The organism is Winogradskya consettensis (assembly GCF_018332715.1).
Lineage (GTDB): Bacteria > Actinomycetota > Actinomycetes > Mycobacteriales > Micromonosporaceae > Actinoplanes > Actinoplanes consettensis.
Genome location: NZ_BOQP01000039.1, coordinates 62,697 through 85,286, shown reverse-complemented (window position 1 = coordinate 85,286; position 22,590 = coordinate 62,697). Strand labels below are relative to the sequence as shown.

Annotated in this window: 25 protein-coding genes; 13 read left to right on the top strand and 12 right to left on the bottom strand. The window is 69.8% G+C overall.

Going from position 1 to position 22,590, the window contains the following annotated elements; all coding sequences use genetic code 11:
- Positions 1-226: 226 nt before the first annotated feature.
- Positions 227-1,807: a DHA2 family efflux MFS transporter permease subunit gene (locus Aco04nite_RS32685; RefSeq protein WP_213001096.1), complete on the bottom strand. Its 1,581-nt coding sequence runs from the start codon at positions 1,805-1,807 to the stop codon at positions 227-229.
- Positions 1,808-1,933: 126 nt separating this feature from the next.
- Positions 1,934-2,440, bottom strand: coding sequence for a winged helix-turn-helix domain-containing protein (locus Aco04nite_RS32680; protein WP_213001095.1), 507 nt, complete (start codon positions 2,438-2,440; stop codon positions 1,934-1,936).
- 475 nt (positions 2,441-2,915) lie between these two features.
- Here Aco04nite_RS32680 and Aco04nite_RS32675 point away from each other — a divergent pair, with 475 nt between their 5' ends.
- The 3 genes from Aco04nite_RS32675 to Aco04nite_RS32665 are packed head-to-tail and all read left to right on the top strand — an operon-like array spanning position 2,916 to position 4,218.
- Complete coding sequence (locus Aco04nite_RS32675) at positions 2,916-3,422, top strand: flavin reductase family protein (RefSeq protein WP_213001094.1); 507 nt, start codon at positions 2,916-2,918, stop codon at positions 3,420-3,422.
- Between the two features lie 13 nt (positions 3,423-3,435).
- Positions 3,436-3,894, top strand: coding sequence for an NADPH-dependent FMN reductase (locus Aco04nite_RS32670; RefSeq protein ID WP_213001093.1), 459 nt, complete (start codon positions 3,436-3,438; stop codon positions 3,892-3,894).
- A gap of 12 nt (positions 3,895-3,906) precedes the next feature.
- Positions 3,907-4,218, top strand: a complete 312-nt coding sequence (locus Aco04nite_RS32665; protein WP_213001092.1) for a hypothetical protein — start codon at positions 3,907-3,909, stop codon at positions 4,216-4,218.
- Positions 4,219-4,221: 3 nt separating this feature from the next.
- On the opposite strand, the gene Aco04nite_RS32660 is transcribed toward Aco04nite_RS32665, so the two are convergent.
- Positions 4,222-4,911, bottom strand: a complete 690-nt coding sequence (locus tag Aco04nite_RS32660; protein WP_213001091.1) for a hypothetical protein — start codon at positions 4,909-4,911, stop codon at positions 4,222-4,224.
- A complete protein-coding gene (locus Aco04nite_RS32655) occupies positions 4,911-5,339 on the bottom strand; it encodes a hypothetical protein (protein ID WP_213001090.1) in 429 nt (142 codons plus the stop codon). The genes Aco04nite_RS32660 and Aco04nite_RS32655 overlap by 1 nt, the downstream gene beginning before the upstream one ends.
- 174 nt (positions 5,340-5,513) lie before the next feature.
- On the opposite strand from Aco04nite_RS32655, the gene Aco04nite_RS32650 reads away from it, so the two are divergent.
- The 4 genes from Aco04nite_RS32650 to Aco04nite_RS32635 all read left to right on the top strand — a co-directional run bounded on the left by Aco04nite_RS32650 (position 5,514) and on the right by Aco04nite_RS32635 (position 8,105).
- Complete coding sequence (locus Aco04nite_RS32650) at positions 5,514-6,065, top strand: hypothetical protein (protein WP_213001089.1); 552 nt, start codon at positions 5,514-5,516, stop codon at positions 6,063-6,065.
- Positions 6,066-6,106: 41 nt separating this feature from the next.
- Positions 6,107-7,012: an alpha/beta fold hydrolase gene (locus tag Aco04nite_RS32645; protein WP_213001088.1), complete on the top strand. Its 906-nt coding sequence runs from the start codon at positions 6,107-6,109 to the stop codon at positions 7,010-7,012.
- A 10-nt stretch (positions 7,013-7,022) separates the two neighbouring features.
- Complete coding sequence (locus Aco04nite_RS32640; protein WP_438874961.1) at positions 7,023-7,190, top strand: ribosomal protein bL36; 168 nt, start codon at positions 7,023-7,025, stop codon at positions 7,188-7,190.
- 78 nt (positions 7,191-7,268) lie between these two features.
- Positions 7,269-8,105, top strand: coding sequence for an alpha/beta fold hydrolase (locus Aco04nite_RS32635; protein ID WP_213001087.1), 837 nt, complete (start codon positions 7,269-7,271; stop codon positions 8,103-8,105).
- Here Aco04nite_RS32635 and Aco04nite_RS32630 read toward each other — a convergent pair.
- Both Aco04nite_RS32630 and lanKC read right to left on the bottom strand, forming a co-directional pair.
- A complete protein-coding gene (locus Aco04nite_RS32630) occupies positions 8,102-8,254 on the bottom strand; it encodes a SapB/AmfS family lanthipeptide (protein ID WP_213001086.1) in 153 nt (50 codons plus the stop codon). The two genes, Aco04nite_RS32635 and Aco04nite_RS32630, sit on opposite strands and share 4 nt — an antisense overlap.
- Positions 8,224-10,623, bottom strand: a complete 2,400-nt coding sequence (gene lanKC / locus Aco04nite_RS32625; RefSeq protein WP_213001085.1) for a class III lanthionine synthetase LanKC — start codon at positions 10,621-10,623, stop codon at positions 8,224-8,226. Before lanKC ends, Aco04nite_RS32630 begins: the two co-directional genes overlap by 31 nt.
- Before the next feature lie 80 nt (positions 10,624-10,703).
- Here lanKC and Aco04nite_RS32620 point away from each other — a divergent pair, with 80 nt between their 5' ends.
- Entirely contained in the window at positions 10,704-12,101 is a 1,398-nt protein-coding gene (locus Aco04nite_RS32620) for a hypothetical protein (protein ID WP_244876461.1), read from the top strand.
- Here Aco04nite_RS32620 and Aco04nite_RS32615 read toward each other — a convergent pair.
- Complete coding sequence (locus Aco04nite_RS32615) at positions 12,098-13,000, bottom strand: pyridoxal-phosphate dependent enzyme (RefSeq protein ID WP_213001084.1); 903 nt, start codon at positions 12,998-13,000, stop codon at positions 12,098-12,100. The two genes, Aco04nite_RS32620 and Aco04nite_RS32615, sit on opposite strands and share 4 nt — an antisense overlap.
- Positions 13,001-13,018: 18 nt before the next feature.
- Here Aco04nite_RS32615 and Aco04nite_RS32610 point away from each other — a divergent pair, with 18 nt between their 5' ends.
- Positions 13,019-13,678 carry an HAD family hydrolase gene (locus Aco04nite_RS32610; protein WP_244876460.1) on the top strand — a complete coding sequence of 220 codons (660 nt, stop codon included), beginning with the start codon at positions 13,019-13,021 and terminating at the stop codon, positions 13,676-13,678.
- Here the strand turns inward: Aco04nite_RS32610 and Aco04nite_RS32605 are convergent.
- Positions 13,675-14,262 carry a nucleotidyltransferase family protein gene (locus tag Aco04nite_RS32605; protein ID WP_213001083.1) on the bottom strand — a complete coding sequence of 196 codons (588 nt, stop codon included), beginning with the start codon at positions 14,260-14,262 and terminating at the stop codon, positions 13,675-13,677. The genes Aco04nite_RS32610 and Aco04nite_RS32605 overlap by 4 nt on opposite strands.
- 235 nt (positions 14,263-14,497) lie before the next feature.
- Here Aco04nite_RS32605 and Aco04nite_RS32600 point away from each other — a divergent pair, with 235 nt between their 5' ends.
- From Aco04nite_RS32600 to Aco04nite_RS32590, 3 genes are all read left to right on the top strand, one after another.
- Positions 14,498-16,225, top strand: coding sequence for an alpha/beta hydrolase (locus Aco04nite_RS32600; protein ID WP_244876459.1), 1,728 nt, complete (start codon positions 14,498-14,500; stop codon positions 16,223-16,225).
- Positions 16,226-16,354: 129 nt separating this feature from the next.
- Positions 16,355-16,939 carry a cysteine hydrolase family protein gene (locus Aco04nite_RS32595; RefSeq protein WP_213001081.1) on the top strand — a complete coding sequence of 195 codons (585 nt, stop codon included), beginning with the start codon at positions 16,355-16,357 and terminating at the stop codon, positions 16,937-16,939.
- Positions 16,936-17,844: a GlxA family transcriptional regulator gene (locus tag Aco04nite_RS32590; protein ID WP_213001080.1), complete on the top strand. Its 909-nt coding sequence runs from the start codon at positions 16,936-16,938 to the stop codon at positions 17,842-17,844. Before Aco04nite_RS32595 ends, Aco04nite_RS32590 begins: the two co-directional genes overlap by 4 nt.
- Before the next feature lie 75 nt (positions 17,845-17,919).
- Here the strand turns inward: Aco04nite_RS32590 and Aco04nite_RS50285 are convergent, their stop codons facing one another.
- The 4 genes from Aco04nite_RS50285 to Aco04nite_RS32570 all read right to left on the bottom strand — a co-directional run bounded on the left by Aco04nite_RS50285 (position 17,920) and on the right by Aco04nite_RS32570 (position 21,522).
- Positions 17,920-18,942, bottom strand: coding sequence for a transglutaminase domain-containing protein (locus tag Aco04nite_RS50285; RefSeq protein ID WP_213001079.1), 1,023 nt, complete (start codon positions 18,940-18,942; stop codon positions 17,920-17,922).
- 390 nt (positions 18,943-19,332) lie between these two features.
- A complete protein-coding gene (locus Aco04nite_RS32580; protein ID WP_213001078.1) occupies positions 19,333-20,262 on the bottom strand; it encodes a sugar kinase in 930 nt (309 codons plus the stop codon).
- Positions 20,259-20,900 carry a bifunctional 4-hydroxy-2-oxoglutarate aldolase/2-dehydro-3-deoxy-phosphogluconate aldolase gene (locus Aco04nite_RS32575; RefSeq protein ID WP_213001077.1) on the bottom strand — a complete coding sequence of 214 codons (642 nt, stop codon included), beginning with the start codon at positions 20,898-20,900 and terminating at the stop codon, positions 20,259-20,261. Before Aco04nite_RS32575 ends, Aco04nite_RS32580 begins: the two co-directional genes overlap by 4 nt.
- A 49-nt stretch (positions 20,901-20,949) precedes the next feature.
- Positions 20,950-21,522 (bottom strand): hypothetical protein, encoded by a 573-nt coding sequence (locus Aco04nite_RS32570; RefSeq protein ID WP_213001076.1) that lies wholly within the window; start codon positions 21,520-21,522, stop codon positions 20,950-20,952.
- A gap of 155 nt (positions 21,523-21,677) precedes the next feature.
- Between Aco04nite_RS32570 and Aco04nite_RS32565 the strand changes: the two genes are divergently transcribed.
- Complete coding sequence (locus tag Aco04nite_RS32565) at positions 21,678-22,580, top strand: NADP-dependent oxidoreductase (RefSeq protein ID WP_213001075.1); 903 nt, start codon at positions 21,678-21,680, stop codon at positions 22,578-22,580.
- Positions 22,581-22,590 lie beyond the last annotated feature (10 nt).

Genomic DNA, 22,590 nt, shown 5'->3' with positions numbered 1-22,590 from the left:
CCCAGATGGGCAACACGATGCGTTACCGGGTTGCCGTGTCTGGCGCGAGACAGCACAGGGGAGCTCGGTTCGACCCGGTTCAGCCAGGAGTTGCAGACCGCGCGGAGCCGGACGGTTCGCCTTGCGGTTCCAGGCCCTGCTCGGCCGTGACCACGGGTTCAACGGCCCGAGACGCAGAAACGCGCCGCGTCCCAGAAGCTCGGGCGCAGCGCGTTTCTGCGTGAACTCAGTGCAGGATGACCGGGGCAGCGACCCGGTCGTCGGCGACCTCGCCCGGGGCCAGGGGCTGGGGGCGGCGGCGGGGGAGGAAGCCCGCGGGGATCAGGGTGGCCAGGATGATGAAGAAGGCCACCCAGAAGGTCGTGCCGAACGAGTTGGCGACGAAGGCCAGGCCTCGTTGGATGAGGTCGGCCGGGAACTGCTGGGCGATTGCCGGGTTCTGCTGGGAGGCGATCGCGACGCCGGCCTCGGTGAGCGGGGTGCCCGTTGCCGGGTCGGCCGCGCCGGGGATGGCCGGGGAGTCGTTCAGCTCGTTGGTCAGGATCACCGACATCAGGGCCGAGCCGACCGAGCCGGCGATCTGCTGCAGGATGTTGAGCAGTGTGGAGCCGCGGGCGACCTCGTTGTTCGTGAGGGTCTTCAGGGCCGAGGTCATGATGGGCATCATCGTGCCGCCCATGCCCAGGCCCATGACGAACAGCGAACCGCAGAGCAACAGGTACGACGTGTCCGTGCCGACCTGGGTGAAGGTGAAGAAGCCCGCGGCGATCAGCAGGACGGCGAACGGGACGGTCCGGCCCACCGGGATCCGGTCGGCGAGCGTGCCCGCGATCGGCATCGTGATCATCGCGCCGATGCCCTGCGGGGCCATGAGCAGACCCGCGTGCAGGGTCGTCTCACCCCGTACCTGTAGGAAGTAGCTGGGGAACAGCAGACCCGCACCCATGAAGGCGACCGTGAAGACCGCCAGGGTGATGGTGGCGACCGAAAGGTTGCGGTCGCGCAGCAGGCGCAGGTCGAGCAGCGGGTGTTTCGGCTTGAACGAGTAGAGGACGAAGCTGACGACGAGCAGCGCACCGGTCAACATGGGCAGCCAGACCTTGGTCGCGCCGAAGGTTCCCGCTTCGGGGACCGACGAGACGCCGTACAGGAAGAGCGCCAGGCCCGGGGAGAGCATGAGCATGCCGACGAAGTCGAAGGACTCGGACGGCTCGGGGCTGTCCTTGGCCAGGGCCCACTGGGCGTAGATCAGGGCGACCACGCCGATCGGCAGGTTGATCAGGAAGATCCAGTGCCAGCTGGCGATGTCGATCAGCCAGCCGCCGAGGATGGGACCACCGATCGGGCCGAGCAGCATCGGGATGCCGAGGACCGCCATCAGCCGGCCGATGCGCTGCGGGCCGGCCGCGCGGGTCATGATCGTCATGCCGAGCGGCATCAGCATGCCGCCGCCGAGGCCCTGCAGGACCCGGTAGGTGATGAGCTGGCCGATCGAGTCGGCCGTCGCGCAGAGCACGGAGCCGAGGGTGAAGAGCAGCAGGGCTGCCATGTAGAGCCGCTTCGTGCCGAAGCGGTCCGCGGCCCAGCCGGTGAGGGGGATGACCGTGGCGAGGGCCAGCGTATAGCCGGTCATCGTCCACGCGACCCGCGCGTATGACGCGTCGAACTCGGTCTGGAAGGTCGGCAGGGCGACGCTGACCACGGTCACGTCGAGGATCGACATGATGGCGCCGAGTACGACGACGCCCGCGATCTTCAATACGGCGGCGTCCAGTTTATCCGGGGCCGCCGGGGCTTGACTGGTCACAAAATCTCCTGAGGGAAGCCGGGTGCCGGAGGGAGCGTACCGAGGTACGCCCGTCCTCACCTGCCCTTTATCCCGGCCCCGAGCGCCTCACGCAAGCGGCTTTGCCACAAAGGCAAGATCTGGAGCTCAGTCGACCACCGTGATGGGCGCCTCGTCGGCCAGGCGGTAACCCACGCCATAGACCGTCGTGACGATCTCCGGGTCGCCCAGCTTCGTGCGCAGCCTGCTGACGTGCACGTCCACGGTGCGAACGGTGGTGTGGGTGTGACCCCAGACATGCCCGAGCAACTGGTTGCGGGTGAAGACCTGGCGCGGGTGCCGGGACAGGAAGAGCAGCAGGTCGTATTCGAGCCGGCTCAGGTCGAGGGTCACCCCGTCGAGGGACGCCGTGCGTGACCGCGGATCGAGGCGCAGGCCCGGCGGCGCGGGCTCGGCGGCCGGGGTGAACTCCGCGCCCGGTCCGGCGGCGGCCACGAGGTCGCGCAGCGCGGCGAGGACCCGCTCGCTCTCCTCGGAGCCGGGCGAGCCGAGGGTGATGGTGACGGTCACCGACGAGGCCAGGTCTCCGGGGATCGAGCGCAGTCGTGGGCGGGCGCGATGCTGACTCAGGTCGGCGACGGCGAGGACGGACATGTTTGCCTCCGGGGGGCGAGTCACCGCGGCCGGATCTCGGCGGCGGCTAGATACACTTCTCCCATGTGCGGGATAGGATTATAGGCGCACTACGGGCGCCCAACTCTCAAAGCGGAAGACGTGGCGCTGAAACTATGCGGCGCAACACCGGGCGCTCGCGCACCGAAGAAGGTCGATGGCGAGGCGGGACGTGAGTCGTTCGTCGCGCAACTGCATGGCCTCCACCCTTCTCTTCCTGCCCCTGCCGGTCAAACAAATCCAACGAGGGTCACACCGTGGACATAGCGGCCACTCTCCTACCCGGCGTCCCCCATGTCAATAAAAGCCCATAGGTTTACTAGGATATGAGATCACCGTTGACCTTCCGGTTCGCAAGAGGGACGGTAGGTCTCATGCCCACCTTCACCGATGGCCCCACGTCATCAAATTCTCATTTGGTGGAATTCGTCGGTGGACTCTCCTGGCAGGGGGACCGATGACCGACACCGACACCACCCTCGTGGACGCAGATCTATTCCGGTCGCTGTTGCGCCGGCACGCCGCCGCCGTCGTGGTGATCACCGCGCCGGGATCGCCACCCGCTGGCTTCACCGCGACCTCGTTCACCTCGGTGTCGCTCGACCCGCCGCTGGTGTCGTTCGCCCTGGCGCACACGGCATCCGCGTGGTCGGCCGTGCAATCCGCCGACACCATCGCGGTGCACGTGCTGACCCAGGAGCAGGAGCACGTGGCCCGCACGTTCTCCACCCGGGGCATCGACCGCTTCGCCGCGCACGGCGCCTGGCACCCCGGGCCGGACGGCGTACCCCTGCTCGAAGGGGTGCTCGCGACCCTGATCTGCCGGGTCAGCCAGCGGGTCGAGGCCGGCGACCACACCATCGTGCTGGCCGCGCCCTCCTTCGGCGAGCACCACTCGGACGCCACGGTGACGCCGCTGGTCTATCACGACGGCAGCTACGCGCATCTCAAACGAACCGCATAGAAGGAGCTGTCGCATGAGTGGAATCGTCGTCGTGTCGGGCAATCCCCGCGCCGGGTCCCGCACGTCCACACTGGCCGCCGCCGTGGGCACCGCGCTGGGCGGGACCTCCGAGGTGATCGAGGTCGGCGCGCTGGGTGCCGGCCTGCTCACCCCCGGAGACGAGGCCACAGCCGCCGCGGTCGCCGCTGTGCAGGACGCCGACGTCCTGGTCGTCGCCACGCCCACCTACAAGGGCAGCTACACCGGGATCCTGAAGGTGCTGCTCGACCAGCTGCCGGCGAACGCCCTGGCCGGCAAGAAAGCCGTGCCGGTGACGGTTGCCGGAGTGGCCCCGCAAGCGTCGGCCGCCGCCGCGCTGCTCGCCCAACTGCTCGGCGAGCTCGGCGCCACCGTGCTCGCCTCGCTGCCCGTGGTGGAATCCGACCTGGGCGACCCGGAGACGATCGCCGCCAAGTACGTGGCAGCCGCCTGACACCATCGGCGGATGGATTACGTCATCGTTGCCGCTCTCGTGGCGAACGTCCTCGGCGTGTTCGCGCTGCTGCTCTCATCGTCCGGCCGCGGTCGCCGTGAGCGGCTGCAACTGACGGCGCAACTGGCAGCGCTCGAGCGCAAACTCGACGCCGTGGTCACGCATCTCGGGGTGGTCATCCCCGGTCCGAGCTTCCCGGCGGTCGAGTCGCTGGTCCGCCAGGGGCGCCGGATCGAGGCGATCAAGCTGTACCGCGAACAGACCGGAGCCGACCTGCTCACCGCCAAGAACGCAGTGGACATGATCGGCTCCGGGCCCTACTGAGCGCTACTCGGCTGCGGCAATCGATGCCGCGGTGGTGCGGCGGTCCCAAAAGCGGGCGGCGCCGACGAGAACTGCGGCGGCGGCCATCGTGATGGCGCCCCAGAGGATGTCCTGCTTGGAGACGGCGTTGTCGAACCATTGAGCGTACGCAAGGACTGTGGCGAACACGACCACCGCGACCCCCGGCAACCCGGCCAGCGCACGTCGGCGACCGGCTGGGCGGATCAGGCCGAAGATCGCGTCACCCAGCACGAGCAACGCGGTGACCGCGCACATCCCGAAGGTGTAGGCCCGCACCGGGACGGACACGTCCGCGTTGTCGAGCCGGAAGACGATCAGCAGCAGGGCCGCGCCGAGCACCAGAGCGAGCACCGCGGCCGAGCCGAGCTCCCAGAGCCGGGGCAGCGGCCGGTCGCGGTCCTGACGCTTGCGGGGGATGTAGTCCCAGGCGCGGTCGGAGAACCAGCGGGCGGCGAGCGCGCCGAATATGCTCAGCGCGAGGAAGACCACCACCGGTCCGAACCAGTTGAGGCTGAGGTAGCCGACGATCGCCGCGACGAGCGTGGCGACCGGGAGACTGGTGCACGCGCCGACCAGCCAGCTGTTGCGGAACCGGTCGCGGGCCTCGGGCAGGTCGAGCGGGTGGACGAGGTAGTGGGTGGTGGCGTCGGGGAGGGTGACGGTCTCTTCCATCAGATGCTCCAAGGGGTCCGGTCGATGAAGGAGCCGGTGGCGCCCGGCCGGGCGATGTCGTAGACCTTCTGCCGGGAGACGCCGAGGCGGCTCGCGACGGCGACGGCGCTGAACTCGTCGAGCAGCGCCTCGACGGCGACCGCCCGCACGGCGGAGGCCCTGGAGGTCAGGTGCGCGGCGAGCGCGCCGACCTCGGCGGCGATCAGGGCGACTGCGAGCGGGCCGCCGAACGGCTCGGCCCAGTCGTCGTCCTTCTTCTCGGTGACGGCCCGGAACAACTCGTCCCCGCCGTCGATCAAGGCGGATCGGACCTGCTCCGGGGTCACTCCGGCCGACGCGAAACGCTCGCGGACCGGGTCACGGGTGTCGGGTGGCCGATGCGCCAGGACGACGTCCCAGTCGCTGTCACCCCCGGGTTGACTGCTCATGGACCAAGCATCTGTCACCCCGGGGGTGACTGTCAACCCCGGGGCGACAGTGTCTGCGAAAATCCTGTGGGTTCCCAGGAAAGCTCCGGCAAAACCACATAAAGGCAACCTCAAGGCCGATGCAACGGGCCGTAGGGGCCGACAGCCGGTCCTGCCGAGGAGGGAAGACCAGCAATGACTTCGATCAACGCGCTGAGCTCGGCGTCCAGCACCTACCGGTTACCGCCGCCGGGGTCGGGCACCCGGCCGGACCCGATGGCGGCGGTCGCCGACAAGCTGGGACTGAGCAGCAGCGAACTCAAGACCCAGCTCCAGGACGGCAAGAGCCTCAACGAGGTCGCCACCGCCCGGGGCGTCAGCCACGACGACCTGCTCGCCGCCATCAGGGCGGGCATGCCCAAGGACACGACCGGCGCCGGCTCCATCCAGTCGGCCGAGAAGATCGCCACCACCAAGGGCCTGCCCCCGCCTCCGGCCGGCGAGAGCCCGACCAGCACCGACGGAACAGCCGGACCGGGAGGTGCGCCGAAGGGCCAGAACACCGGCATCCGGGACCCGGAGACCCTCGGCAAGCTCAGCGACCTGCTGGGCATGGACAAGGAAAAACTGAGCAGTTCGGCGACGAGCGCGACCAAGCTGGTCGAGATGCTCCAGAAGAACGGCGTCGACCTGGGCCAGCTCCGCAACGTGATGAGCAGCGGCGGCCTGGTCGACGTCGCCGCCTGACGGGTTGCCATGTTTTCATGGTGCAGATGTACCATGAAAACATGGCAGCCATCCTCAGCGCCTTCACCAGTGACGATGCCCGCGAGCGTTATCTCGCTACCGTGCGGCGGTTGATCGAGCGGTATTGGCCGGTCGAGCGCACCGAGAAGCATGTTCCGACGAGCTTCGGCGACACCTTCGTGATCCGGTCCGGAGGCGGGGACGGGGTGCCGTTCTTCCTGCTGCCGGGTTCCGGCGGCGGGTGCGTGATGTGGTATCCGTACGTCGCGGAGCTGGGCCGGGACCGACCGGTCTACGCCGTCGACCCGGTGGGCGAGCCGGGGCAGTCGACGCAGACCGCGCCGATCACCGGGGGCGCCGACTGGTCGCGGTGGCTGACCGACGTGCTCGACGGGCTGGGGCTCGACCGCGTGCACCTGGTCGGGACGTCGTACGGCGCCTGGGTCGCCCTCCAGCACGAGCTGGACAGTCCGGGCCGGGCCGCGAGCATCACGATCGTCGACCCGGGCGGGTTCGGCCGCGTCACCAGGCGTTTCATGACCTGGATCATGCTCAGCGGGCTGGCCTCGTTCACCCCGCGCCCGGTCCGGCACCGCGCGGCCAGGCTGCTGAACAACGCCACGCTGAAGTACGACGACGTGCACGCGCTGGTCGGCGGGTTGTTCAGGTTCCGCCGCCGGCTGCCGATGCCGGGCACGTTCACCGACGAGGAGCTGCGCCGGATCGAGACGCCGACGCTGGCACTCTTCGGGGAACGGTCGCAGATGCTCGACGCCGGCGCGGTCGCCGCGCGGATGCGGTCACTGCTGCCGGACGTGCGGACCGTGGTCGTGCCGGACGCCGGTCACGACCTGATTCTGCACAGCCCGGAGCTGATCGCCGGCGAGATCCGGGGCTTCACGGCTCAGCGGCCGGGCGGCCAGACGAAGGAAGGGTCGCGCAGGTAGTCGTCACGGAATGCGAACCCCCGCGACGGCGTTACCCCCGCAGGAGGCAAACACCATGAAGGTTCGTAACTCGCTCCGTTCGCTCAAGTCCAAGCCGGGTTCGATCGTGACCCGCCGCCGTGGGCGTACGGTCATCATCAACCGCAAGAATCCCCGTTGGAACGGCCGTCAGGGCTGAGTCCGCTATAACGTGACAGCTGATCCGGGGACCCGCCGCCGCGGGTCCCCGGTTTTGTGCCCGGTGCAGAATGGCCCGATGGAGCCCGTGGTCCATCCGATCAGTTCGTCCGGCGCAGTGACGCTCACCGTCGAGGAATACGGCATTCCCGGCGCCCCGGCATCGATCGTCTTCCTGCCCGCCCTCGGCGTGCCGCTCGCCTATTACCGCAGGCTCCTCACGACCTGGTCCGGCCACGGCCGGCACGTCGTCGGGGTCGAGCTGCGCGGCATGCCACAGAGCCCGGTCGCAAATCTGAGAAAAGGATCCTTCGGGTACGCCAACCTGCTCCACGACGACCTTCCGGCTGTGTTCGCGGGGTCGGCGGTCGCGGGCGCCGACCGGATCGTGCTCGCCGGTCACAGCCTCGGCGGCCAGCTCGCTCTGCTCTCGGGTGCGGCCGGCAGCGTACGCACGGACGCCGTCGTGGCCCTGGGCACCGGAACGAGCTCCAAGTACGCCCACCGCGGCCCCCTCTCCCGCGCCCGCCGCGCCGCCGGGGTGCGTTTCGTCGGCGCGGTCACCAGCTCCCTCGGCTACTGGCCGGGCCACAGGCTCGGCTTCGCGGGCCGCCAGCCCCGCGGCCTCATGACCGACTGGGGTTACGAGGCCCGCCACGGCCGGTACCGCGTGCACGGCGACAGCACCGACTACGAGGCTGCCCTGGCCGGACTCGCGATCCCGGCCCTGCTGGTGGACATCGCCGGCGACCGCATGATCCCGGCAACGGCGGTGGACCATCTCGCCCACCGCCTGCCGGACCACGTCGACCGGGCGCACGTGCAGGCGTACCCGGATCATTTCCTGTGGGCCCGCCGCGCTCCGGAGAAAGTCATCGACGCCGTCGAGACCTGGTTGAGCGCCCGCGACCTCTAGTTGCAGGTGGCGATGCTCAGCGAGCTATCCCCGCAGAGCAGGAGGCTGGCCCGGCTCCCGCTGTCGCCGATGCCGTCGGCTCCGTCGTCGGCGACACCGGAGGTTTCGTCCTCGGCTGTCAGTTCCTGGAGTTCGAGAATGCTTTCCATGGTTCTGATTCCTTCCGGTTCGGCCCGGCCGGGTGGCCGGGAGTCGGTGGGGTGAAGAACGGCAGGCTCTTCACGAGTGCCAGCAAAATTCCCGCGGTGCCGCCGTCGACGTCCATGCTCAGCCGACGCAGCGTGGTCCCGGGGAAGGCGATGCCGTCGGCGTAACGCACGGCGTGCAATTCGAGGCTCTGCACCGACTGCCCTGGGGCGGCCAGCAGCAGCCCCGCCCGGCCCTGCATCAGGCCGGGGTAGGCGGTCAGCCGGGACATGCACGCCTGGCGCAGCTCCGGGAGTGCCTGTACCGCGGCAGCATCGGGCAGGTGGGGCGCGAGCTCGGCCGCGACGAGCGCAACGCCGGCGCTCCCGGTGCCGACGTAGGGCAGCCGCCGGTTGCCATCGAGATACTGGCGACCGCTGTCCAGTTCGAACGGGCAGCGCGCCAGGTCGCGGTCGAGCAGCCGGGCGGCCTCGGACAGCCAGCGGTCGTCGTAGGTCCGCTCGAAGAGCCGCAGGCAGAACAGCGCCGGGCCGCTCCAGCCGGTGAGCAGGCCCGCGGGCAGATCGCCGTCCTGGGCGGCCATCCGTTCCGCGATCGTCACCGCGCGATCGATGAGCTCACCGGTGCGGCGGCGCGTGGCGATGTCCAGCAGCGTGAGCCCGGCCCCGGCGAGGCCGCCGGCGAAGTCGGGCCCCTCCGGCAGGGTGTGCAGATCGAGGAGGACGTCTGCCCGGTCCTCGTAGCCGAGCCGGTCCAGGACGTAGGCGACCCCGTGGGTTCCGGTCCAGAATCCGGCGGCGGCAGGCGGTTCGGCTGAGCGCAACCATTCCCCGTACGCGGGAACGAGCGGCTCCCCCGCCGCCGCCAGCGCATGGAGCACACCCGCCGCGCCATGCCCGAACCCGGCCCCACCACTTCGGAACTGCTCGATGTCCCCGGGGAAGAGCCTGTCCCCGCGTTCGGGAGTGGCCGTCGCGTGCAGCGCCCGGACCAGCGCGGCGACGGGATCCGGTCCGGGCCATTCAGGTTCCGCCCGGGTCGGCTGCCACGCGTCGCGCAAGCGTTTCGCGGTGGCGGCGGGCAGGTCGCGCGCGTACCGCAGATGGGTGCCGAGCTTCTCGGGTGCGAGCTCCAGCAACGGTGTCAGGGGCACCAGGAACGTCAGCCGGATCGCGGCCAGGGCGTGGTGATCCAGGTCGGCGCCGCGGGTGCCCGGCGGGGCGCGGAACCCCGGCACGCCCAGCGTCGCGACCCGGCCGGATCCGATCGGCTCGGCGCACTCGAAGTCGATCAGGCGCACGGTGTCGTCGGCTCCGACGAGCACATTGCGGGGATGTAGGTCGCCGATCACCCAGCCCCGTTCGTGCACCGCGGCCACCAGCGCGTCGAGTTGGCCGGCGACCGCCGTCGCGCGTCTGCGGTAGGCCGTGTCGTCCGGCCCGTACAGCCCGCTGTGCACCGCGATCCACCGGCCGAGCGGAATGCCCGCGATCTCCTCCATCGCCAGGAACGTGTGCTCCCAGGCTTCGAAGAGTTCGTACGCGACGGGGATGCCGGGGATGCCGGCGAGCGAGCACAGGACCTCGTGCTCGCGTTTCAGCCGGTGCACGGCGTCGTTGCCGGCCACGTCCAGCCCGGCGTGGGGACGGGCCTCCTTGAGCACCACGGTCCGGCCGTCGCGTTCCGCCCGGTAGACGCCACCGCCGTTCGAGAAGTGCAGCGCGCCGGTCACCCGGTAGGGCAGCTCGGTCCTGACCCGGGGCCGGTCGAGGATCGGGGGCAGCGTCACCCAGTCGGGCAGCTGGAAAGCGGGCGAGCGCACATCCGGCACGAGTACGCCGTCCGGGCGGCGGATCGCCGGGACGCCATCGACGGTCAGGGATCGGAAGCCGCCGTAGCGTGCGTAGACCGGGCCGTCGCCGATTCGCCGGTCGCTGAGGATGTACGGCCCGGGGCGACCGAGCAGCAGTTGTGAGAGGTCGGCGGCTGCCGCGGTGAAGTCACGTGGGTAGATGGTGACGAACTTGCCGCTGCCGCCGCGGCCCGCGTACTTGCTGTTGCGTCTCAGTAGCGACGCCGGCGAGGGCAGGTGCTTGAACGGCAGGCGTTCCCGCACGCAGTAGTCCGCGACGATCGCAAGCGTGCCGGCGGCGGTTGCCGGTGTCGCCGAGACGTGCAGCTTCCAGCCCTGCTCGGGCAGGTCGGCACCGTTCGGCATCGCCATCCGCCAGTCTGCGGATTCCCGTACGGTCCATTCGCCCGGCGGCAGGGGCAGCTCGGGGAAGCCCTCCCCCGGCAGGCTCGGCGCCGGACGCTCGAAGAAGACGCTGCCGGGGAGGCAGTAGTCGTCGTAGGACCGGGTCGAGGGCACTAGCGATATATACCCTATGCGGCTTTTATAAACCGGACCGGACGCGGAACCCCGTGACAGGGATGGCCATACTGTCCGGCGTGAACGAGGTCGTGTTTCCCCTTGGGGCGGATGGTCGGCGCAGCAGCTCGGAATTCGGCCGGGCGGTGGTCGCCGACGCGCTGCGGGCCGCCGACCCCGGTGCGGCCGATGCCGCTGCCGCGGAGAGCGATTGGCGCAAGGGCTATCTGCCGCACTTCCGGGCCCTGGTCGCAGCCGATGACGGGTACGCCACAGCCACCGCCGGCCTCGACTCGGTGCACCGGAGGCTCCGGGTGCGGCGCGACGGCGAGGACATCCCGCTGGACGACGTGTTCGCGATCGAGGCGGAACCGCCGGCCACGTTCACCGTCGACGGCGGGGAGAAGGCGGAGACCGAGCTGCTCATTCCGTACGGTGAAGAGGTCCTGCGGGGTGACTCGCTCAGCCGGCAGCTCGACACCTGGGTGACCGCCGGCGTGCTCGAGGCCTCCGCCGCCGAGATGGTGCGTGAGGTCGCCGCGAACCCGGACTGGCTCGACCTCAGCGACCACCGGCTCGTCGTGCTCGGCGCGGGTGCGGAGCTCGGACCACTCCCGGCGGTGCTGGCCTGGGGCGGCACGGTGGTCGGCATCGACCTGCCCCGGCCCGCGCTGTGGGAACGCGTCGCGCTCGCCGCCCGCAACGGCGCGGGCCGGCTGATCGCGCCCGGCACGTCGCCCGCGGACGCCGGGATCGACCTGCTGAGCGGACTGCCGGAGACCGCGCGGTGGTTGCTCGGCGTCGAAGGACATCTGGTTCTGGGCAATTACGTGTACGCACCCGGGGGCGCGTATCCGTTGGTGTCTGCGGCTGTGGACGCTTTGGGCGTACACGTGCAGAAGCAGCGGCCCGGCACCGGGCTGGCCTTTCTCGCCACGCCGACCGACACCTTCGGTGTGCCGGCTGACGTTGTCGCGCAAGCGACGTCGAACTACCGCTCGCGGTCAGCGGCCGCCCGGGTTACCCACGCGGTTTCCGGCGGCCGGCTGCTGAAGCCGCACTACCCTTCCGATGCCGGCGCGGTGCCGGCGATCGCGGACAGCCTGGTGCCGCAGCAGGGGCCCAACTACGCGCTGGCCAAACGGATCCAGCGGTGGCGTGCCTCGGTCGCCCGGCAGTCGGGTGCCGAGGTGAGCTTCGCGGTGGCACCCCCGACGACGACCCGGTCGGTGACCAACAATCGATTGCTGGCCGCGGCGTACGCGGGCGCGCACCTGTTCGGAGTCGAAGTGTTCGCGCCCGCCACGAGCAACCGGCTGATGGCGGCCCTGCTGGTGCATCAGCTGCGCAACCCGCGGCCCGCGGCACCGCAGGCCTGGACCGACGAGAACGTGGGCGCTGTGCACGGCGGTCTGTGGCGGATCGGCTACCTGCCCCGGACCGCCCTCGGCCTGGCCGCCGTCCGCGGATTCTTCTAGGCCAGTAATCCGGGGAGCCCGCCCGTGTGCAGGAAGACGACCTTGCCACGGGGTTTCGCCGCGCAGAGACCGGCCATCGCGCGGCCGGTATAGGTCGGGTCGAGGAAGATCCCCTCGGTGCGCGCAGCCAGCCTCATCGCCGCGCGCACCGGCTCGGTCACCGTCGCGTATCCCGCGCCGACCTGACCGCTGTCGATGCGCAGGCTTTCACTGACCGCGCCCGTCTCGGTCCCGCCTGCCGCCCACATCCCGCTCTCGGCGGGCGCCAACATCTCGTCCAGCAGGCCCGCCACTGTCGCGCGTGGATCGGGCAGGGCGCCGACGTCCACACCCAATACCCGCTCGGGACCGAGCTGCGCGACCAGCCCGGCCATCGTCCCGCCCGACCCGAGCGCGACGACCACCGTGTCCAGATCCGGCAACTGGGTGAGCAGCTCCTTCGCACAGTCGACGTACCCCTGCGCCGACACCGCATTCGTGCCACCGAACGGAATGACATAACCGTCCTGCGCGGCCGCGACCTCGGCAAGCGGATCGGTGCCGGCCCACACGATCCGCGCACCGGCCAGCTCATCGAGCAGAAGGTTGCCACGCATGGCCTCCGGCGCCGTCCCCGCCAGGACCAGCGTGCAGCTCAACCCGAGTCGCGCGGCGGCCGCAGCGGTCAAGCGCGCATGATTCGACTGCGGCGCCCCCGTGGTGACCACGCCGGTCGCACCGGCCTCGACCGCCTGCGCGCAGGTGTACTGAAGCTTCCGAACCTTGTTCCCACCACCACCGAGCCCGGTCAGATCGTCCCGCTTCACCCACAATTCTTCGAGACCGATCGCCCCTGCCAGCCGCATCGCGGGCTCCAACGGGGTCGGCCAGGTCGCCAGCGGAACAGCCTTGATCGTCATGGCAATACAATGCCAGTCGTGACCGTACGAGGCCTGCTGCTGGACCTGGACGGCACGCTCGTCGACCACGAGGCAGCAGCCGACGCGGGCCTGCGAGCCTGGCTCCCCACCATCGGCCACCCCGCAACCGACGAATCCGTAGCCCACTGGACCGCCCTGCAGGAACCCCACCTCGCAGCCTGGCGAGCCGGCACCATCACCTACGCCGAACAGCGCCGCCGCCGTTTACGCGACTTCCTCGCCACGCCGTCCGCCCCCGACTCCGAGCTGGACGCCATTTTCGCCGGCTACCTGAAACACTACGAAGCCGCATGGCGCGCTTACGACGACGTCATTCCCGCTCTACGCGCGCTGCCCGTGCCTTGCGCGGTCCTGACAAACGGCTCAACCACCCAACAGAACAAGAAACTCATCCGCACGGGAATCGCCCACCTCATCGGCCCGGTATTCACGGTCGACAACCTCGGCACCGCCAAACCCGACCCGGCGGCGTTCCTGCGCGCCTGCGAACGGTGGGGCTTCCAACCACACGAAGTGCTGAGCGTGGGCGACAACCACGACCTGGACGTCCGCGCCGCCCGATCCGCCGGCCTCCGAGCCACCCACCTCGACCGCCACGGCACCGGCCCCTTCACCGAACCCCACCGCATAGCCACCCTGGCTGATCTCACTCTTTAGCTTTTCTCCGGCTCGCGCTCTTCCGGTGGGCCGGGTGGGATGTCGAGGTCGGTGTCGTCGGCGATGTCGTCCATCGGGACGACTCGGACTGTGTGGGCGTGGGTGCGCAAATAGTCGCGGGCGCCTCTGTCTCCGATGGCGGAGGCTGCCACGCCGGCCCAGTGGTCGCGGCCGAGTAGTACCGGGTGGGAGCGGCGGTTTTCGTAGCCGCCCATGGCGAGGGCGTCGGGGGCGGCGAAGGCGACGATTCGGCGTACGGCTGCGGGGGTGATGCCGGGCATGTCGACCAGAAGGACCACCGCCGCGTCGGCCGCGCCCGCGGCCAGGGCGCCCAGCCCGGCGCGCAAGGAGGACGCCATGCCGGTGTCCCACTCGGGATTGTCGACGAGGTCGACGCCGGGAACAGCGGCGCGCACCCGTTCGGCCTGCGCCCCGACCACGATGTGGATCTGGTCGAGACCGGCCGTGCGCAGGGTGCGTTCCGCGCGCCGCACCAGCAGCGTGCCTTCCCACGGCACGAGCGCCTTCGGCATGCCGTAGCGACGCCCGGCTCCCGCGGCGAGCACCAGCCCGGCGACCTTCATACCGTAATCCTATTACCGGGTGAATTTTCCTCCACAGTGGGGCCGACGACCATTCCTGCCGACCCTTTCAAATGCGAGAAACATTTCCGATGAATGCCGCAGCGGCGCGTCAAAGAAAAGCATCGGCCACCGTGAGATACATATCTTGATGCTCTGCGGCAAACGGCCGCGGATCGCTGGAAGGGCGGCTATGCATTCTCTAGGAAAACGTCTCCTCGGTTTGGGAGCGGCGGGGGTGCTGATCGCGGTCAGCGCTGCGGTCCCGACCTCGGCGTCGGCGGCCGGCGCGGGGTCGACGGCAGCGAAGGCGCAGCAGGCCGACACCACTAGCGCCTTGGAGCGCAAGCGCGTCGACAGCGTCCCGACGCCGAAACTCGACTGGTACGAGTGCTGGGAGACGGCGGAGTGCGCCACCACTCGCCTCCCGCTCGACTATGACCAGCCGACCGGGGCGAAAACCGAGATCGCGGTCCTGCGAATCAAGGCGAAAGACCAGGCGCACAAGATCGGGACCCTGTTCGTCAATCCGGGCGGCCCGGGCGGTTCCGCCACCAGTTTCGCGTATTCCGCGCAGTATTTCCTGAGCGAGTCGGTCCTCGAGCGCTTCGACATTGTCGGCTTCGACCCGCGCGGTATCGACGCCAGCCAGAACCTGCACTGCTTCCCGTCGGTGAAGGAGCAGACCGCGGTTCTCGCACAGATGAACGTGGCCTTCCCGTGGGGCAAGGCCCAGGAGGACCGCTTCATCGCCGCTGCCAAGAAGTTCGGCAAGGCATGCTCGACCACCGGCAATTGGCTCGCCGGATCGATGTCGTCCGCCGAGGCGGCCCGCGACATGGACGTGCTGCGCCGGGCGGTCGGTGACCAGAAGCTGAGCTTCCTGGGCTTCAGCTACGGCTCCGTGATCGGCCAGTTCTACGCCAACATGTTCCCGGACCGGTTCCGGGCCCTGACCGTCGACGGTGTTCTCGACCCGGAGCACTGGGTCGGCACACCGGCCACCGCCGGGCAGGAGCAGGACGCGCGTCTGCGGTCGGGCAACGGCGCCTACCGCGCGCTGATGGAGATCCTGCACCGCTGTGACGCCGTCGGTGAGGAGTTCTGTGTCTTCGCCGCCGGTGACCCGGTCAAGAACTTCGAGACCATCGCGCAGACGCTGCGCAAGAAGCCGCTGGTCCTCAAGGACGAGTGGGGCACCTGGACCATCACGTACGCGGACTTCGTCAGCGGCATCCTCGGCTCGATGTACGGCATCGACGCCGGCGACTGGGCCACGTACCTGATGATGGACCTGTGGAACATGCTGTTCCCGCCGACCCAGGAGGCCGCCGCCGAGGCGAAGGCGGCGCTGCTCGACCGGATCAAGGAGGCCCGCGGCAAACCGGCCCGCGACTTCTACTACAGCAACGGCTTCGAAGCTTTCGCCGGCGTGGACTGCACCGACGCGCTGCACCCGCAGGACGCCGCCAACTGGCCGGCCCTGATGGCGAAGGCCGACAAGCAGGCACCGTATTTCGGCCGCGCCTGGGGCTGGGACGCCGTGCAGTGCGCCCGCAACACGTGGACCGTCCGGGACGAGGACGCGTATACCGGCCCGTGGACCGCGAAGACCGCCGCTCCGGTTCTGTTCGTCGGCGCAAAGTGGGACCCGGCAACGAACTACGACGACGCGGTGTCGGCTTCCAAGCGCCTGCCGAACAGCCGGCTGCTGTCCAACACCAACTGGGGCCACACGTCGTACGGCACCTCGGACTGCGCCACCGACGCGATCGACACGTACCTGCTGACGGGTGCGCTGCCGGCGAAGGGCACCTGGTGTGACGGCGACTACCAGCCGTTCACGACACCGGTGGTGTCGGAGGACGAGCAGGAAACGATGACCCTCTCGGAGGCTCGCAAGGAGCAGGGTCTGCCGGACGCCTCGCGCCGGGCGCCGTACTCCATCTTCAATTCTCGAAGCTGATCTCCCGGGGCGGCGCTTCGGCGTCGCCCCGATTTCATGCCACCCCGGCGGAACCCCTGACCGGATCGTTCCGCTCCGAGACCTGCCAATGCCTTTATGAGTACGCCGTGAGCACGCCAGAATCGACGTATGACAAAAGCGCTCATCGTCATCGACGTCCAGGAATCCTTCCGTGCCCGCCCGTCCTGGAAAGCGGTCGGCAACCCCGACATCGCCAAGCCCGTGCAGGCACTGATCGACACCGCCCGTGCCGCCGGCGACCTGGTCATCTGGATCCTGCACAGCGAACCCGGCACCGGCGGCGTCTTCGACCCCAGTTCGGGCCACGTCCGCCCGTTCGCCGAGCTGTCCCCCGCCGACGGCGAGCCAATTCTCACCAAGACCTCGCGAAACTCGTTCACCACCACCAACCTGCAGCAGCTCCTGACCACCGCGGGCATCCACGAGCTCACCCTCTGCGGCATCCAGACGGAGCAGTGCGTGGAAACCACCGCCCGGGTCGGAGCGGACTTCGGTTACACGATCACCTTCGTCACCGACGCCACCACGACCTTCCCGATCGCCCACCGCTCAGCCCCCACCGACCTCACCGTCGACGAACTCCTCGCCGACCCCCGCACCCTCCCGGTCGCCGACATCATTTCCCGCACCGAGTACGCCCTCGCAGGCCGATTCGCTACCGTGACAACCGTGAGTGAGCTGACCGGATCGTGAGCCAGGTGGTCTTCGTCCTCGTGCCCGGCCTGCACCTGCTGGACCTCGCCGGGGCCGCCCAGGTCTTCTCCACCGCGGCCGAGTACGGGCACGACTACCGCCCCACCTACGTCGCGGAGCACGAGCAGATCACCACCCACCAGGGCGTCACCCTCCTCGCCACGAAACAGTGGCCGGACCTGACCCCGGACGACCTGGTGGTGGTCCCCGGCTGGAGCGTCCGCCCCGGCACCACCAACGGCCACCTGCAGCAGCAGACCCTCGACCGGCTGACCGCCCACCACACCGCGGGCGGCACGGTGGCCAGCATCTGCGCCGGCGCCGACGCCCTGGGCAGGGCCGGGCTCCTCAACGGCCGCCGCTGCACCACCCACCACGACATCCAGCACACCCTCGCCCGCCGCTACCCCCTGGCCGAGGTCATCCCCGACGTCCTCTACGTCACGGACGGCCGCGTCGTGACCTCGGCCGGCATCGCCAGCGGCATCGACCTGGCCCTCCACCTGGTCGCCACCCACCACGGCCCCGCAGCCGCCGCCCGCGTCGCCCGCCAGATGGTCGTCTACGCCCGCCGCAACGGCAACGACAGCCAACAGAGCGCCATGCTCCGCCACCGAGCCCACCTCAGCGATGCCGTCCACCGGGTCCAAGACCGCATCGAAACCGATTTCAAGGAACAACTCCCCCTCACCGACCTGGCCCGCACCGCCGGAATCAGCGAACGAACCCTCACCCGCCGCTTCGAATCCGCCACCGGCAGCACCCCCCTCCGCTACCAGCAACTCCTCCGCCTCGAACGAGCCGAACACCTCATCAGCCACGGCGCCACCATCGAATCCGCCGCCCACTCCGTAGGCTTCACCGACGCCCGCATGCTCCGCCGCCTCCGCTCCCGCCCCCACTGACCGACTGTTCAGCCAGCTCATCCCCGCCGGCCGCGAAGGCGAGTACTACGGCTGACCCCCGCGGCCTGCTATGCCCTACCGACCGACCAACTCCAGCGGCACCCGAAGGTCCGCAGTCGCATACAGGCCCACAGCAGCCGCAGGATCATCAGCGGCACAGGCCTCCGCAACCGCGTCCAGCAGCCCGTCATAATCGGCCCCGGTCTCGCCCCTGTACGACGCCTGCATCCGCCCCCACTCATCCCACGGCAACGTCTCCAGCTTGTTCAGACAGGCCAGATCCCGAACAGCGTTACCCCGAATCTCAGCAGGCCCCCAGTTCTCAGTGCCGGGCACGCCGTACTGAGAAGCATCGAGTCCCCCGGAGCGATAGGCCACCCAAGCCTCCCCACCCGTCACGAACTCGCCGGGCTTCAGATCCGTGGCATCCTCCACCAAGGACGACCCCATGATCTCCGCATCCACACGCACCCACCGCCGCCGGTCAGAACCGCCCTGCTCAGAGCGACCCGACGCGGAACGACCCGGCGCGGAACGACCCGGCTCAAGACTGTCCTGCTCAAGATGGCCCGACTCAGGACGGCCCGGCTCAAGACTGTCCTGCTCAGGACGGCCCGACTCAGGACGGCCCGGCTCAAGACGGCCCGGCTCAAGACGGCCCGGCTCAAGACGGCCCGGCTCAGGCTGCTGGTAGTCGATGATCCAGTGGTCGAGGCCCTTCCCCACCTGGAAGTACGTCCCGAACCCGCAGCGGGTCCGCGCCGCGATCCCCCGATGCCGAAGCAGAGCGCAAGCCAGAACGGCGAAATGCCGGCATGACCCGATGACCCGATGCTCCGGAGCCCGTGGAGAGCTCAATGGCGCAGGATCCACCGCCATCAACGCGGTGACCATGTCGGCGGCACGATGCAGCTGGTTCTCGGCGAAGCGCCCCTCCGGCACACCGGCCGCCCGGGCATCCGCGGGCTGGATCACAAGATGCCGCACCAACTCGCACAGCCCCACGGGGTCGGAGGGCAACCCTTCGAGCGCTAACAGCGGCACCCCGCTGAGATCGGTGAAAACCCCGGGCGACGAGTAATCGATCGCTGCTGTCATACCCCGAACCCTAGGCCGGGGGTACGACACCCCCCCGGCACCTCAACTACCCGACTCCGCCCGGCACCCCGACCACACGACCCCGCCCACCGCCCCGACCACACGACCTCGTTCATCGCCTCGACCGCCCGACCTCAGCCCATAGCCTCGACCGCCCGATTTCGCCCACCGCCCCGACCGCCCGACCTCGCCCGACGTCTCGACCGCCCGATTTCGCCCACCGCCCCAACCGCCCGACCTCGCCCGACGTCTCAACCGCCCGACCTCTCGACCGCCCGGCGCCGGCCGACGTCTCGACCGCCCGGCGTCTCGGCCGCCCGGCGTCGGCCGCCGCCCACGGACCGAAGGCTTCGATGAGCGCCACAACGGCGTCTCAACAATCCTTTCTCGTCAACGCGCGACGTTGTCCGAAGCCGCGACCAGGAGCCCGAGATCCTCGCGCGACGGCATGCCCTCGCAGTCCCCCGGCACCGTCACCGCGAACGCCCCCGCCGCGATCGCCGTGCGCAGCCGTGAATCCGCACCCGCACCGGCGAGCCGCTCCGTGAGATAGCCGGCAACGAAGGCGTCGCCGGCACCCACCGGATCCACAACCGTCACCGAAAGTGCGGGGAGTGCGTAATGCTCGCCGCCGATGAGCGCTTCGCAGCCGCGTGCGCCGTCCTTGATGACCACTTCGGACGGACCCAGCGCAGCCAGACCCTTCAACGGCGGGCCGTCGACGACCAGGGCGGCTTCGTCGGGGCCGGCGAAGACCACATCGGCGCGGGTGATCAGGTCCATCAGCACGGGCGACGCGTCGTACCGCGACCACAGCTTCGAGCGATAGTTGATGTCGATGGAGACCGGCACGTGCGCTGCCTGGGCCGTTTCCACCGCCTGGAAGACCGCTGCACGGGCGGTGTCGCTCAGCGCCGGCGTAATGCCGGTGACGTGCAGAATGCTCGCCTCTCGCACCGTCTCCACCGGGATGTCGGCGGGGGCGAGGCGGGAACCCGCACTGCCTGCGCGGTGATAGTCGACGTGCAGCACCGAACCCGTGCGGCGATGCTTGACCATCAGTCCGGTGAAGGACGTGTCTCGGATAGTCACTGCGCGCACCCCGCCTGCGCGGAGCCTGTGCTCGATCAGGTCACCCGCCGCATCCGGCCCGATACGGCCTATCCAGACGGCGTCGCCGCCGAGACGGGCCACCCCCAGGGCGACGTTGCTCTCCGCGCCGCCGATGCCGAAGGTGAAACCGCGTGCGTGCTCGAGGCGGCCGATCGTGTCGGCTGCGACCACGCCCATGGTCTCGCCGAAGGTGAGCAGCCCCGTCATGATCGGGCGTAGGCCACGGCGTCGGCGGCGTGGCGGGCGCGTCTGGCCAGGGCCGCGAGACTCCCGCCGCGAACGGCGTCACCGACGAGCGGGCTACCCAGGCCCACCGCGGCGGCGCCGGCGGAGAGCCAGGTGGCGATGTCGGAGATCTCGATGCCGCCGGTGGGCATGATGCGCAGATCGGGCAGCGGTGCGTGCAGATCCTTGAGATAGCGCGGCCGGACCGCCGACGCGGGGAAGAGTTTGACGAGCGGCGCACCCGCGCGGCTGGCGTTGTAGATCTCGGTGGGGCTGAACGCGCCCGGATAGAACGGCACGCCGAAGCCGTCGAGACCTGGCACGAGAACGGGCGAGACCAGGAAGGCCGCACCGGCATCGACACTGGCCTTCGCATCGTCCGGGGTGAGCACCGAACCGGCGCCGAGGGCCACATGCGGTGGTAGCTGCCGACGCAGACCCGCGATCGCGTCGATGGCACCTTCGCAGGTCAGCGTGACTTCGAGCGCGGTGATGCCGGCTTCCACGAGCACGTCGCCGACGGCTGCGAAGTAGTCCGCAGTGGGCGCCCGCAGGACCGCGACCACCCCGCTGCGAACGACCGACTCGGTGACCTCTTCAGAAACTGGATTGTCCGTCATGGATGCCCTCCCCCTTCGAAGGGCTCCAGCATCCCGCGCCCGGGCCGACTCAGCCAGTGACGCGTGACTCCTGATTTTCCGCAGCTGCCCTCTTGAAAGTTGACCGGCGGGACTTAGGTGCCGACTCGGGCAGCGCGGGGGGCGGGGTGATCTCGATTTCCAGCTCCACGCGGATCGCGGCTTCCAGCTCCTGCATCACGAGCGATACCTGGCCGAGCATCTCGCGGACGGCTTTGCCCGGCTCCACCCCGGGCGGCGGCGTGGGGCTCGGGGTGTACAGCTTCTCCAGCAGCAGGTGCACGGCGAGAGCGGCGCTGCGCACCGTTCCGGAGGACAGAAGACGCACCTGCATAACCGCGGGGCCCGCCTCGTCGAGGTACGTGAACGGCGCGGGCATCGGCTGCCCGGAGTCCAGTGCTGCCCGAAGCCGGTAACTCGCCCGCTCGAACTGGGTCAGCAATGCGACATATGCGTCACGGCGCTCGGCGTACCACCGTTTGGTGCGCTTGGCACGACTGCGCACGTAGTTGTTGCGGGCCGACACGAGTACAGCCACACCGGCGCCCACCAGGGCAGACACTGCGGCGACGAGGGGAAGGCCCCACCACGGGATCTCAGACACGCGCTTACCGTAGCGATGCCCGCCAGGCCGGTCGAAGCGGTGCACCAGATCGTGACCGTTCAGCCCAAGGTCAGAGAATCGGCCCCGAAGATAGGCACGGAAAATTGGGCGCTCGCCCTTGACCTCCCCTCGACTGGAGGCAGGAGGGTCATGGCATGAGAGCCGCCACGTTCGACCGCTTCGGCCCGCCCGGCGTCCTGCACATCACCGAGCTACCCGATCCCGAGCCCGGCCCCGGCCAGGTCCGGGTGCGGGTCCACGCCGCCGGGGTCCAGCCGTTCGACGTGAAGTTCCGGACCGGCCGGATGACCCGGATCCCGGCCACCTTCCCGCAGCGGATCGGTCAGGAATATGCCGGGATCATCGATCAGGTCGGCGCCGGCGTCATCGGCCTCGAGGCGGGCACCGCGGTGCTCGGTTCCTCGATGCTCGACGCCTGCGCCGACTATGTGATCGCCGACGCCGCCACGGTCGTCCCCAAGCCCGCCGAGCTCGGCTTTCCCGTCGCCGCCGGGCTGGTCGCCGCCGCGCAGACCGCCTCCGGTGCCCTGCACGAGCTGGGCGTGGGATCGGGCGACGTCCTGCTCATGCATGCCGGGGCCGGCTCGGTCGGCACGGTCGCCACCCAGCTTGCCAGGCTCGCGGGCGCCACCGTCATCGCCACGGCGAGCCCGGAGAACCACGGCTATCTCCGCGGGCTCGGCGCGATCCCGGTGACCTACGGCGACGGCCTGGTCGACGCCGTCCGTGCTCTCGGCGAACGGGTGACCGTCGCCATCGACGCCGTGGGTGGCCAGGCGATCAAGCAGTCCGTGGAGCTCGGGGTCGCACCGGAGCGTGTCGGCACGATCGTGGGTGACCCCTCCGCGCAGCAGTACGGCGCCACGATGGTCCGGGTCGGCCGCTCCCCGGCCCGTCTGGCAGGCGTCATCGCGCTCGCCGCTCGGGGCGAGGTCGTCATGCCCGTGCGGGTCTACCCGTTCGCGCAGGTCGTGGCAGCGCACACCGTCGTGGAGAGCGGCCATGGGCGGGGCAAGGTGGTGCTGTCACTTGAATAGTCAGCCCGGG